Consider the following 12,509-nt stretch of genomic DNA (forward strand, 5'->3'; position numbering starts at 1 on the left):
TTGGCCAGCCGTCTGGACGGGCAGGCGGCTGGCCAATGGGTGGGGCGGCCGGATTACGGGGCCATGTCACAGCCGGCTGCGGGCAGGGGGCTGTGACATGGAGCCTGGCCGGGGCCAGGCTAGACCAGCCCCGAGGGGCCGGCCGTTCAAGCCAGGATGGCTGCTTCCGCCTTATTGGCAGCTCTCGCAATCCGGGTTGTCGATGCTGCAGAACTTGGCGTCGGTGGCCGGGGTGTTGTCCACCATGGCTTCCGGTGCCGCGGCCGCTTGGCTGTGGCTGTTGGACACCGCGTTCAGCTCGCCGCCGCGGCCGGTGGATTTCTCGGCGCTGGTGGCGGCCAGGGTGCGTAGGTAGTAGGTGGTTTTCAGGCCGCGCAACCAGGCGTGCTTGTACAGCTCGTCCAGTTTCTTGCCGGAAGCGCCCGCCATGTACAGGTTCAGGGACTGAGCCTGGTCGATCCACTTCTGGCGGCGGGAGGCCGCTTCCACCAGCCAGCGCGGGTCCAGTTCAAAGGCGGTGGCGTAGATGGCTTTCAGCTCGGCCGGCACGCGGTCGATCTGGCCCAGGCTGCCGTCAAAGTATTTGAGGTCGGCCACCATCACTTCGTCCCACAGGCCGGCGGCTTTCAGATCGCGCACCAGGTATTCGTTGGTGACGGTGAATTCGCCGGACAGGTTGGATTTGACGAACAGGTTCTGGTAGGTCGGCTCAATGCTCGCCGATACGCCGATGATGTTGGCGATGGTGGCGGTGGGCGCGATGGCCAGGCAGTTGCTGTTGCGCATGCCGTGGGTTTTCACGCGTTCACGCAGCGCGTTCCAGTCCATGCGTTCGCTGCGGTCCACTTCCAGGAAGCCGCCGCGTTCGGCCGCCAGCAGGTTGATGCTGTCGTGCGGCAGGATGCCGCGGTCCCACAGGCTGCCCTTGTAGGACGGGTAGCGGCCGCGTTCTTCCGCCAGTTCGGTGGAGGCCCAGTAAGCGTAGTAGGCCACCATTTCCATGGATTCGTCGGCAAACTCCACCGCGGCGTCGGAGCCGTAGGCCACGCGCTTCTGGTGCAGGCAGTCCTGGAAGCCCATGATGCCCATGCCCACCGGACGGTGTTTCAGGTTGGAGTTGCGCGCCTTCTTCACCGGGTAGAAGTTGATGTCGATCACGTTGTCCAGCATGCGCAGGGCGATGCGGATGGTGCGCTGCAGTTTTTCGGAGTCCAGGCTGCCGTCCGCTTTCAGGTGGGCGGACAGGTTGACGGAACCCAGGTTGCAGACTGCGATTTCGTCCTCATTGGTGTTGAGGGTGATCTCGGTGCAAAGGTTGGAGCTGTGCACCACGCCCATGTGCTGCTGCGGGCTGCGGATGTTGCACGGGTCCTTGAAGGTCATCCACGGGTGGCCGGTTTCAAACAGCATGGTCAGCATTTTGCGCCACAGGGACAGCGCCGGGATGCGCTTGTACACCTTGAGTTCGCCGCGCTCGCCCATGGCTTCGTATTCTTTGTAGCGCTTCTCGAAGGCCGCGCCGTACAGGTCGTGCAGGTCCGGGGCTTCGGACGGAGACAGCAGGGCCCAGTCCGCGCCTTCCATCACGCGCTTCATGAACAGGTCCGGAATCCAGTTGGCGGTGTTCATGTCGTGGGTGCGGCGGCGGTCGTCGCCGGTGTTCTTGCGCAGCTCCAGGAATTCTTCGATGTCCGCGTGCCAGGTTTCCAGGTAGGCGCAGACGGCGCCTTTGCGCTTGCCGCCCTGGTTCACCGCCACGGCGGTGTCGTTGACCACTTTCAGGAACGGCACCACGCCTTGGGATTTGCCGTTGGTGCCCTTGATGTGGGAGCCCATGGCGCGCACGGAGGTCCAGTCATTGCCCAGGCCGCCGGCAAACTTGGACAGCAGGGCGTTTTCCTTGATGCCTTCGTAGATGCCGTCCAGGTCGTCGGCAATGGTGGTCAGGTAGCAGCTGGACAGCTGGCTGCGACGGGTGCCGGAGTTGAACAGGGTGGGGGTGGACGACATGAAGTCGAAGCTGGACAGCACGTTGTAGAACTCGATGGCGCGCTCTTCGCGGTTCACTTCGTTCAGCGCCAGGCCCATGGCCACGCGCATGTAGAAGGCCTGCGGCATTTCGATGCGGTTGCCGTCCACGTGCAGGAAGTAGCGGTCAAACAGGGTTTGCAGGCCCAGGTAGCCAAATTTCAGGTCGCGGTTGGCGTCCAGCGCGGCGCCCATTTTTTTCAGGTCGTATTCGCCCAGTTTTTCATCCAGCAGTTCGGCGTCGATGCCGTTCTTGATGAAGGTGGGGAAGTACAGCGCGTACTGCTTGGCCATTTCTTCCTGGCTGACGGCTTCGCCCAGGATTTCCAGGCGGATGTTGTTCAGCAGCAGGCGGGCGGTCACGTAATCGTAAGCCGGGTCCTGCTCAATCATGGAGCGGGCGGCCAGGATGGCGGATTTGTTGACTTCGTCTTCGCTGACGCCGTCGTAGATGTTCTTCAGGGTTTCGCTCAGGATGGCGTCGATATCGATGCCGGCCAGGTTCTGGCTGGCGGATTCGATGGTGGCGCGCAGGCGGGCGATGTCCAGCGGCAGCTTGCGGCCGTCTTTGCGCACCACGTTGATCTGCACCTGGGTCAGCGCTTCGCCGCGGGCGGCGCGCTCTTGGGCGCGCTGTTCGCGGTACAGCACGTAGGCACGGGCTACATCATGCTCGCCAAAGCGCATCAGAGACAGTTCCACTTGGTCCTGGATGTCTTCAATGTGGATGGCGCCGCCTTCCGGCTTGCGGCGCATCAGGGCGCTGGCCACTTGTTCGCTCAGCTGGGCGACTTTTTCGCGCAGGCTGGCGGAGGTGGCGCCTTGATGGCCCATGACGGCCAGGAAGGCTTTGGTCATGGCGATGGAGATCTTGACGGGCTCGAACGGCACCACCGCACCGTTGCGACGGATGGTTTTGTACTGGCTGAAATCGGCCTTGGGCGCGGCTGCGCGGCCGAGTTCTGCGGCGGTCTGCCCTTCAAAGGTGGTCAATTGCATGTAGCCCTCGATAAGGTGGGTGGTTGCGTCCTTCCGTTGCTGCGTTTCCCGAGGGGCAGGCCGGCTGTGGACAAATCTGTTGAAAAGCTGTGCGCGAGCTGTGGGTAAACACAATATGTATTGTTTGTAGCTCGCGGAATACCCAAATTCTAGTGTTGAGTATGGGGCAGTACAAGTCTTGACAGCGGAAGATTTAATGGCTGTTTTGGCGCGGACGAGGGGCGAAAGCCCGTGGTTGTTGGCTTTGCGGGGCCTGAGATTTTTTTTGGCCGGCCGACACATTTCATTCTGTAGGCAGGAAACCTTGCTGAAACAAGCCGCAGCGGGGAGGGCGGCGCGGGCCACTAGATGTTGTGGATTTGCATCAGGGCGCGGACGGCGTCGCGCGGGCGGAAATTGGTGCGTAATTGGTGTGTTGGGTTTTTGGCCTGTCTGACCGCGCAATCAATGAAAAGCCCCGCGCGCGGCGGGGCCATGGGGCGGGTGGCTTAGAATGGGTTTACGATCTCGCGAGCTAAGGCGAGACAAGGCGAAAACGGCTGAGAAAGCGGAATGTACGGTTGGTACATGAGCATTTCGAAGCCGGTTTCAACGCTGTATCGCCGACGCGCAGCAGATCGTAAACAGGTTCTTACTCCAGCCAGATCAGGCTGGCCATACGTCCGGTCTGGCCGTCGCGGCGGTAGGAGTAGAAGCGCGCGCGGTCTATCACCGTGCATTCTTCGCCGCCGTAGATCTGTTCCACGCCGGCGGCGTTCAGGCGCTGGCGCGCCAGCGCGTAGATGTCGGCCAGGTATTTGCCGTCGCCGATATCGCTGAAGGCGGCCGCGGCGGCGGGGTCGCGTTCCATGAAGGCGGCGCGCACTTCCGCGCCCACTTCAAAGGCGTCCGGACCGATGGCGGGGCCCAGCCAGGCCATCAGCCGCGCCGGGCGTTCCTGGCAGGCGGCCACGGCGGCTTCTATCACGCCTTCGCACAAGCCGCGCCAGCCGGCGTGGGCGGCGGCCACCACCGTGCCTTCGCTATTGCACAGCAGGAGCGGCAGGCAGTCCGCGGTCATCACCGCGCACACCGCGCCGCTTTGGCGGCTGAAGCTGGCGTCGGCGTCCGGCGGCTGGGCGCCCACCTCGGCCGCGTTCAGCACCGTCACGCCGTGCACCTGGTTCAGCCAGGCCGGCTCCGCCGGCAGTTGCTGGCGCAGCAGCGCGCGGTTGGCGGCCACCGCGGCCGGGTCGTCGCCCACGTGCTGGCCCAGGTTCAGGCTGTGGAAGGGCGCTGTGCTGACGCCGCCGTTGCGGGTGGTGATCAGGGTGCGCACATTGGGCGGCGCCGGCCAGTCGGCCTCCAGCCAGTCCGGCGCTTGCTCGGCGGGCAGCTCAGCGGACATAGATCACCTCCACGTCGCCGTCGTCTTCATCGTCCTCTTCGTCCCAGTCCTCGTCTTCCGGCTCGTCCTGCAACTGCGGCAGCGGCGCGGCGTCGGCGGTGTCGCCGTCTCCGCGCAGCACGTCCAGCAGGTGGCGCAGGTCGTCCGGCAGCGGGGCTTTCCAGTTGCGTTCCTCGCCGCTGGCCGGGTGCACCAGGGTCAGGGAGTAAGCGTGCAGCGCCTGGCGGCCCAGCGTCTTCACCACGGCGGCAACGCCTTCGTCCATCTTGTGGCGCAGGTTGCCGTAGACCGGATCGCCGGCCAGCGGGTGGTTGGCCTCGCGCATGTGCACGCGGATCTGGTGGGTGCGGCCGGTTTCCAGCTTGCATTCAATGTAGGAGTGGCTGGCGAAGCGTTCCAGCACCCGCACATGGGTGATGGCCTGTTTGCCGCCAAACTTCAGCACGGCCATTTTCAGGCGGTTGTGCGGATCGCGGCCCATCTGGGTTTCTATGGTGCCGTCAAACGGCACGTTGCCGTCGGCGATGGCGCGATAGATGCGCTTGACGGTGCGCGCCTGCAACTGGCGCACCAGCTCGGTCTGGGCCGGCAGCGTCTTGGCCACCACCATCAGGCCGCTCGTGTCCTTGTCCAGGCGGTGCACAATGCCGGCGCGCGGCACCTGGGCCAGAGCCGGGCAGTGGTGGAGCAGGCCGTTGAGCAAGGTGCCGCTCCAGTTGCCGGAGGCGGGGTGGACCACCAAACCGGCCGGTTTGTTGATCACCAGGATATGATCGTCTTCAAAGATGATGGGCAGGTCCATGGCTTCCGCCTGGAAGGCCATCTCCTCGTTGCTGCGCATCAGGGTGACGTCCAGCTTTTCGCCACCCAGCACTTTGGTCTTGGGCGCGGCGGGCTTGCCGTCCAGCAGCACATGGCCGTCCTTGATCCATTGCGTCAGCCGGCTGCGCGAGTATTCCGGCATCAATTTCGCCAGCGCGGCGTCCAGCCGTTCGCCGCACAGCGACAGCGGAACATCAAGTTGTTGTGTAGCGGATACCTCGTTTTCCGAGATGTCGCTATAATCGTCCGGGTCAAAGTAAGGATCAGTCATGAAAAGATACGTTGTCGCTGCAATGTTGGTGATGGGGCTTGCCGGTTGTGCAACCACGGAAACCTACGATGAGACTCGCGGCTGGACCGTGGAAAAGCTGTATTCGGAAGCGCATGATGAGTTGAACAGCGGCAATTATACCCGCGCTGTCAAGCTCTACGAAACGCTGGAAGCGCGTTTCCCTTACGGGCGCTATGCCCAGCAGGCGCAGATGGACCTGGCTTACACCCATTACAAGGATAATGAGCCGGAGCAGGCCATCGCCTCCGCCGACCGTTTCATCAAGCTTCATCCCACCCATCCAAACCTGGACTACATCTATTATCTGAAAGGCTTGGTGTTTTACAACGATGATTCCGGGCTGCTGGCCAAATGGGCCGGTCAGGACATGAGCGAGCGGGATCCGCGCGCCGCGCGCGAGGCTTTCGCCGCCTTCCGCGAGCTGGTGACGCGCTTCCCCAACAGCATTTACAAGGAAGATGCCTCCAAGAAGATGGAGCGGCTGCTGGACGCGCTGGGCGGCAACGAGATGCACGTGGCCCGTTATTACATGAAGCGCGGCGCTTACCTGGCGGCGGCCAACCGCGCCCAGGGCGTGGTGAAGAGTTACGCCAACACCAAGTATCCGGAAGAGGCGTTGGGCATCATGGTGGCGGCTTACGACAAGCTGTCCATGCCGCAGCTGCGCGACGACGCCAAGCGCGTGCTGGCGCTGAACTACCCCAATAGCGAATACCTGAAAGAAGGCTGGTCCATCGAGGACATGCCGTGGTGGAAGCTGTGGAAGTAAGCCGACCTTAAATGGTTTGAAAGCCCCCGGAATCCGGGGGCTTTTTGTTTGATGTCGCGCAGGCGCAGCGGGGCAAGGGTTTGAGGGCAATGCCTGCGGGATGATATGGTTTCGCCCTTTAAGCTGATAATCATAATTAGCCATGTCCAAAACCTTCGCCTCCCTATTGGCGCTGGCCGTCTTGTGCGCGCCGCTTGCCGCCGCCGCAAAACCAGACTTCGTCCTATTGAAAGCGCGTTACCCGGAAAAGCTGTCCTACGACGGCTCGGCGCAGCTGCTGAGCGCCGGCGGCGGCGAACTGAACGATTCCGCCATGGGTTTGATCGACGCGCTCAAGCTGCGTTTTCCCTGGCATGAGCTGTGGGCGCTGCGTTCGGCCAATGGCCTGAGCTTGCGTCAGGGGCGCGCGGAGGCGGCCCTGCCTTTGCCCAAGGGCGGCTATTTCACCGCCAGCTATGTGGCGATGTCGCGAGACGGCCTGACCTTGGCTTTTGGAAGCGGCCGGGACGGCAAGCTGGAGGCGGTGCGCTGGCGGCGCGGCGGAGCGCTGGAGACGTTGGTGCCTGCCGGCCAGGCCTGGCTGTCCGGCGTCACCGACATCAGCGCCGACGGCCGCACGGTGATTGGCTGGCTGCTGAGCGATAAAGGAGCCATGCCGCGCGGCTTCCAATGGGTGGAGGGCAAGGGCTTCAGCTTGTTGCCGGAGCCCATGAGTCTGCCGCTGGCGCTGAGCGCGGATGGGGCCGTAACGGCCGGCATCGCCCTGCGCGGCGATCTGGACACGCTGCGGCGGATGCGGCGCATGCAAGATTTCATGAATGAAAGCCCGCTGATGAGCGATGGCGTGGCGACTCAGCTGCATGTTTCCGGCGTCCATCTGGGGCGCGGCGATGTGGCCGGCTACTTCAAGCATGCCGACACCGGCATGTGGCACGGCTTTGTCTGGAACTCGGACGAGGGCAAGCCAAGCCGGCGTGAGTCCTTGCCGTGGCCGGTCGAGGCGGAAGGCAAGATGGATGACGCGCAGCGCGACGCTCAGGTGTTGGCCTGGGCCGGCATGAGCGGCGCAGACGGGAAGATCTTCACGGAAAGCGACGCCGTGCGTTGGCGCGCGGGCGAGGGCGTCAGCGTGATCCGCGCCAAGTCGGTGTTGGAAGGCTTGTCCGCGGACGGGCGCACGGTTTTTGTGTCCTTTGACCGGGAAAACGACCATAGGCGCGCCTTCGTGCAAATCTCGCCGGAGGGCGAGGCGGATCTGGAGGCGGCGGTGCGCGCGGAAACCCGCAAGGAGAGCCTGGGGATGTTCTTGCGTTCGGTTTCCGCAGATGGCCGCCGCTTATGGCTAAGCGCGTCCGCTACGGACGGAGAGCACCCGCTGCGTTTGGAAAACGGCAAGCTGGCGCCGTTCTCGCCGGTGATCGGCGATCTGACGCTGACCGCTTATAGTCAGGACGGCCGCGTGGTGGCGGGCATCTCCACCCAGCCGGAGCAGGGCGGCTACGCCACTTTGCGTTGGCGCTTTGGCGCGCCCAAGACGCAGCGCCTGTTCTGCCCGGGCGAGGAGCGGAGCAGCAGCCACATCGTCATGTCCGGGGACAGCAAGGTGGTGGCCGCGGGGCAGGATACGCATACCTGCCTGTTCGGGCCTTTGGATTAAATGACAAGGCCCCGCGAAAGCGGGGCCTTGGAGAACGGGTTCCGGCGCTTGCCGGTGGGCTTAAATCGCCTGTTCGTTGGTTTCGCCGGTGCGGATGCGCACCACTTGCTCCACCGGGGTGACGAAGATCTTGCCGTCGCCTATCTTGCCGGTGCGGGCGGTGGCGACGATGGTTTCGATGGCGCGCTCCACCAGGTCGTCCGGCAGGATCACTTCCACTTTCACCTTGGGTAAAAAGTCCACCACGTATTCGGCGCCGCGATAGAGCTCGGTATGGCCCTTCTGGCGGCCAAAGCCCTTGACCTCGGTGACGGTCAGGCCGTTGATGCCCAGCTCGGACAGGGCCTCGCGCACCTCGTCCAGTTTGAACGGCTTGATCACGGCTTCAACCTTTTTCATGCTGGAAGCTCCTTGCTGATGAGATGAAATGCTGTCTAAATGCGGATTATTTTATTAAGCGGCGGACATCCGGGCAATTAGCCGCTTAAAACAAACAGTGAATTGCTGTATTATGACGCGCTTTCCTGATACTTGTCGCGGGTGTCTAATGTCTTACCTTACCAAGCTCCGTGGCGGCGTTGCGCTGTCGCCGTTCCGTCTTGAAAAACTGCTTGCCGCAGCCGCCGAAGCCGGGCTGCCGGACCTCAGCATCAGTGCCGAATTCTGGCATTTCGCCGAAAGCGAAACCGAACTGACGCTGGAAGAGCAGGCCACCTTGGGCAAGTTGCTGAGTTACGGCGAAGCGCCGTTGGCCGGCCAGCCGGATGGCGAACTGTTTCTGGTGACGCCGCGATTGGGCACTTTGTCGCCCTGGGCCTCCAAGGCCACCGATATCGCCCAGCACTGCGGGCTGGGAGGGATTTACCGCATCGAACGCGGCACCGCCTTCTGGGTTAAGTCCGCGCAACAATCTTTAAATGAAGAGGCTCGTCATATTTTGACGGGCCTCTTGCACGATAGGATGACGGAAACGGTGTTGGCCTCGCTGGACGACGCCGCCCGCCTGTTTGTCCATCAAGATCCGCAGCCGATGAGCAGCGTGGACATCCTCGCCGGCGGCCGCGCGGCGCTGGAGGCGGCCAACGCCGATCTGGGCCTGGCCCTGTCCGAAGACGAGGTGGAATATCTGGTGGAAAACTTCACCAAGATGCGCCGCAATCCCACCGACGTGGAATTGATGATGTTCGCGCAGGCCAACTCCGAGCACTGCCGTCACAAGATCTTCAACGCCAAATTCATCATCGACGGCGAGGAGCAGGAAAAGTCGCTGTTCCGCATGATCCGGGACACCCACGACGCCAATCCGCAAGGCACGCTGGTGGCGTACAAGGACAACGCCTCGGTGATTGAAGGCGCTTTCATCGAGCGCTTCTATCCGCAGCCGGAAGGCCACGGCTACGCTTACCACAGCGAGCCCACCGATATTCTGATGAAGGTGGAAACCCATAACCACCCGACGGCGATTTCTCCCTTCGCCGGCGCGTCCACCGGCAACGGCGGTGAAATCCGCGACGAGGGCGCCACCGGCCGCGGCTCGCGTCCCAAGGCCGGCATGACCGGTTTCACCGTGTCCAATCTGAACATCCCCGGCTTTGTGCAGCCGTGGGAGCGTTACAGCGATGTAGCGGCGCAATACGGCAAGCCGGAGCGCATCGCCTCCGCCTTGCAGATCATGCTGGAAGGCCCGATCGGCGGCGCGGCGTTCAATAATGAGTTCGGCCGTCCCAATCTGACCGGCTATTTCCGCACCTTCGAAGAAGTGGTGGAAGGCGAGATGCGCGGCTATCACAAGCCGATCATGATCGCCGGCGGCCTGGGCAATATCCAGCAGCAGCAAATCCACAAGAACGAGATTCCGGAAGGCGCGCTGCTGATTCAGCTGGGCGGCCCCAGCCTGCTGATCGGCCTGGGCGGCGGCGCGGCTTCGTCGATGGACACCGGCGCCAATAGCGCGGATCTGGACTTCGACTCCGTGCAGCGCGGCAACCCGGAAATCGAACGCCGTTGCCAGGAAGTGATAGACCGCTGCTGGCAGATGGGCGACGCCAACCCCATCGTGTCGATTCACGACGTGGGCGCCGGCGGCCTGTCCAACGCCTTCCCGGAGCTGGTGAACGACGCCGGCCGCGGCGCCGTCTTCCATTTGCGCAAGGTGCATCTGGAAGAAAAGGGCATGACGCCGATGCAGATCTGGTCCAACGAGTCGCAGGAGCGCTATGTGATGGCGGTGCTGCCGCAGGATCTGGAACGCTTCACCGCGCTGTGCGAACGCGAGCGCTGCCCGTTCGCGGTGCTGGGCGTGGCCACCGACGACGGCCATCTGCAGGTGCGCGACGATCACTTCGACAACCATCCGGTGGACATGCCGCTGGAGGTGTTGCTGGGCAAGCCGCCGCGGATGACCCGCGACGTGAGCACCCGCGAGCGCGACCTGGCCATCTTCGACGCCTCGCGCTTTGAATTGAAGGAAACCGCGCTGCGCGTGCTGCGCAATCCAACGGTGGCGGACAAATCCTTCCTGATCACCATCGGCGACCGCACCGTGGGCGGCATGACCGCGCGCGATCAGATGGTGGGCCGCTGGCAGGTGCCGGTGGCGGACGTGGCCGTCACCACCATGGGTTTCAACACCTACCGCGGCGAAGCGATGGCGATGGGCGAACGCACGCCCACCGCGCTGTTCGACGCGCCGGCCTCCGGCCGCATGGCGATAGGCGAGGCGCTGACCAATATCGCCGCCTCTTTTGTCGGCCACCTGGGCAACGTCAAGCTGTCCGCTAACTGGATGGCCGCCGCCGGCCACCCGGGCGAGGAAGCGCGCCTGTACCGCACGGTGGGCGCGGTGTCCAAGCTGAGCCAGGACCTGGGCATCAGCATCCCGGTGGGCAAGGATTCCTTGTCGATGAAGACGGTGTGGGAAGAGGCCGGCGAGAAGAAAGCCGTGACCGCGCCGCTGTCGCTGATCATTTCCGCTTTCTCCCCGGTGGAAGACGTGCGCAAAACCGCGACGCCGGAGCTGAAAGAGGACAAGGACACCGATCTGATCCTGATCGACCTGGGCTACGGCCGCTGCCGTCTGGGCGGTTCCATCTACGGCCAGGTATGGAAGGCGATGGAAGGCAAGGCGCCGGACGTGGAAAGCCCGCACCAGTTGGCGGCCTTCTTCAACACCGTGCAGACGCTGTTGCGCGACGATATGTTGCTGGCCTATCACGACCGCTCCGATGGCGGCCTGTTCGTGACCTTGTCGGAAATGATGTTCGCCGGCCATATCGGCGTCACCATCGATCTGCAGGAACTGGTGATCGAGCGCAAGAACACCCAGCGCATCATCGACGACTTCGTGCAGCCCACTCAGGAAGCCGCCACCCATGGCCGCCTGATGCGGGTGCTGTTCAATGAAGAGTTGGGCGCGGTGTTGCAGGTGAAGAAATCCGACACGCCGGAAGTGATTTCGCGCTTCATGAAGGCCGGTATCGGCCGCGAGCTGTTCGTGATCGGCCGCGTGAACAACAAGGACCGCCTGGTGATCAAGCACCGCGGCGTGGAGTTGTTCAACGAGAGCCGTTCCGATCTGCACCGCGAATGGTCCGAGACCAGCGCCCGCATGCAGCGCCTGCGCGACAACCCTGCCTGCGCCGACAGCGAACACCTGCTGCGTTCCAGCCCGAAAGCGCCGGGCCTGAGCGCCAAGCTGAGCTTCGACGTGCACGCCGATCCGGCGGCGCCCTTCGTCGCCGGCGGCGCGCGTCCGCGCCTGGCGGTGCTGCGCGAGCAGGGCGTCAACGGTCAGCTGGAGATGGCGGCGGCTTTCGACCGCGCCGGTTTCGACACCGTGGACGTGCATATGAGCGACGTCATCAGCGGCCGCGTGTCGCTGGCGGACTTCAAGGGCCTGGCCGCCTGCGGCGGCTTCAGCTACGGCGACGTGCTGGGCGCCGGCGAAGGCTGGGCCAAGAGCATTCTGTTCAATCCGCGCGCTCGCGATCAGTTCGAGGCCTTCTTCGGCCGCGGCGACACTTTCGCGCTGGGTGTGTGCAACGGCTGCCAGATGATGTCCAATCTGTCGTCCATCATCCCGGGCGCCGAACACTGGCCCAAGTTCCACCGCAACGCTTCCGAGCAGTTCGAGGCGCGCTTCGCCATGGTGGAGGTGACGGCCTCGCCGTCCATCTTCCTGGGCGATATGGTGGGCAGCCAGCTGCCGGTGGTGGTCAGCCACGGCGAGGGCCGCGCGGTGTTCGCGCCGGGCGCGCAGGAGCAGGCGCTGACGGCGTTGCGCTATGTCGATTTCGACGGCCGCGCCACCCAGACCTATCCGCTGAACCCCAACGGCTCGCCGGCGGGCATCACCGGGGTGACCACGGCCGACGGCCGCTTCACCATCATGATGCCGCACCCGGAACGGGTGTTCCGCACTGTGCAGAACAGCTGGCACCCGGCGGATTGGGGCGAGAACGGCGCTTGGTACCGGATGTTCGCCGCCGCCCGCCGCTGGGTGGGTTGAGCGGGGCCATGGCGGGCCGGTGTTCCGGCCCATGGTGAACATGATCGA

General features: G+C 63.8%; 7 protein-coding genes. 3 read left to right on the forward strand and 4 right to left on the reverse strand.

Features of this window, described 5'->3' with window-relative positions; genetic code table 11:
- Nucleotides 1–171 precede the first annotated feature (171 nt).
- From QUG03_RS18500 to rluD, 3 genes are all read right to left on the reverse strand, one after another.
- A complete protein-coding gene (locus tag QUG03_RS18500) occupies nt 172–3,027 on the reverse strand; it encodes a ribonucleoside-diphosphate reductase subunit alpha (protein WP_107798794.1) in 2,856 nt (951 codons plus the stop codon).
- A gap of 631 nt (nt 3,028–3,658) precedes the next feature.
- Nucleotides 3,659–4,414 carry a peptidoglycan editing factor PgeF gene (pgeF, locus tag QUG03_RS18505; RefSeq protein WP_500820644.1) on the reverse strand — a complete coding sequence of 252 codons (756 nt, stop codon included), beginning with the start codon at nt 4,412–4,414 and terminating at the stop codon, nt 3,659–3,661.
- Nucleotides 4,404–5,507 (reverse strand): 23S rRNA pseudouridine(1911/1915/1917) synthase RluD, encoded by a 1,104-nt coding sequence (gene rluD / locus QUG03_RS18510; protein WP_107798796.1) that lies wholly within the window; start codon nt 5,505–5,507, stop codon nt 4,404–4,406. The genes pgeF and rluD overlap by 11 nt, the downstream gene beginning before the upstream one ends.
- On the opposite strand from rluD, the gene QUG03_RS18515 reads away from it, so the two are divergent.
- Nucleotides 5,506–6,297, forward strand: a complete 792-nt coding sequence (locus QUG03_RS18515; RefSeq protein ID WP_107798797.1) for an outer membrane protein assembly factor BamD — start codon at nt 5,506–5,508, stop codon at nt 6,295–6,297. The two genes, rluD and QUG03_RS18515, sit on opposite strands and share 2 nt — an antisense overlap.
- Before the next feature lie 142 nt (nt 6,298–6,439).
- Nucleotides 6,440–7,954 carry a hypothetical protein gene (locus QUG03_RS18520; RefSeq protein ID WP_500820645.1) on the forward strand — a complete coding sequence of 505 codons (1,515 nt, stop codon included), beginning with the start codon at nt 6,440–6,442 and terminating at the stop codon, nt 7,952–7,954.
- Between the two features lie 60 nt (nt 7,955–8,014).
- Here the strand turns inward: QUG03_RS18520 and QUG03_RS18525 are convergent, their stop codons facing one another.
- Nucleotides 8,015–8,353 carry a P-II family nitrogen regulator gene (locus QUG03_RS18525; RefSeq protein WP_019100167.1) on the reverse strand — a complete coding sequence of 113 codons (339 nt, stop codon included), beginning with the start codon at nt 8,351–8,353 and terminating at the stop codon, nt 8,015–8,017.
- A gap of 148 nt (nt 8,354–8,501) precedes the next feature.
- Here QUG03_RS18525 and purL point away from each other — a divergent pair, with 148 nt between their 5' ends.
- Nucleotides 8,502–12,461 carry a phosphoribosylformylglycinamidine synthase gene (gene purL, locus QUG03_RS18530; protein ID WP_500820646.1) on the forward strand — a complete coding sequence of 1,320 codons (3,960 nt, stop codon included), beginning with the start codon at nt 8,502–8,504 and terminating at the stop codon, nt 12,459–12,461.
- The last annotated feature ends 48 nt before the right edge of the window (nt 12,462–12,509 follow it).

This window comes from Chromobacterium sp. CCUG 30098 (assembly GCF_059916605.1).

What these genes read in the sequence shown, in the direction of transcription:
- QUG03_RS18500 (WP_107798794.1), bottom strand. Translation starts at nt 3,027, where the DNA reads ATGCAATTGACCACCTTTGAAGGGCAGACCGCCGCAGAACTCGGCCGC.
- pgeF (WP_500820644.1), bottom strand. Translation starts at nt 4,414, where the DNA reads ATGTCCGCTGAGCTGCCCGCCGAGCAAGCGCCGGACTGGCTGGAGGCC.
- QUG03_RS18515 (WP_107798797.1), top strand. Translation starts at nt 5,506, where the DNA reads ATGAAAAGATACGTTGTCGCTGCAATGTTGGTGATGGGGCTTGCCGGT.
- rluD (WP_107798796.1), bottom strand. Translation starts at nt 5,507, where the DNA reads ATGACTGATCCTTACTTTGACCCGGACGATTATAGCGACATCTCGGAA.
- QUG03_RS18520 (WP_500820645.1), top strand. Translation starts at nt 6,440, where the DNA reads ATGTCCAAAACCTTCGCCTCCCTATTGGCGCTGGCCGTCTTGTGCGCG.
- QUG03_RS18525 (WP_019100167.1), bottom strand. Translation starts at nt 8,353, where the DNA reads ATGAAAAAGGTTGAAGCCGTGATCAAGCCGTTCAAACTGGACGAGGTG.
- purL (WP_500820646.1), top strand. Translation starts at nt 8,502, where the DNA reads ATGTCTTACCTTACCAAGCTCCGTGGCGGCGTTGCGCTGTCGCCGTTC.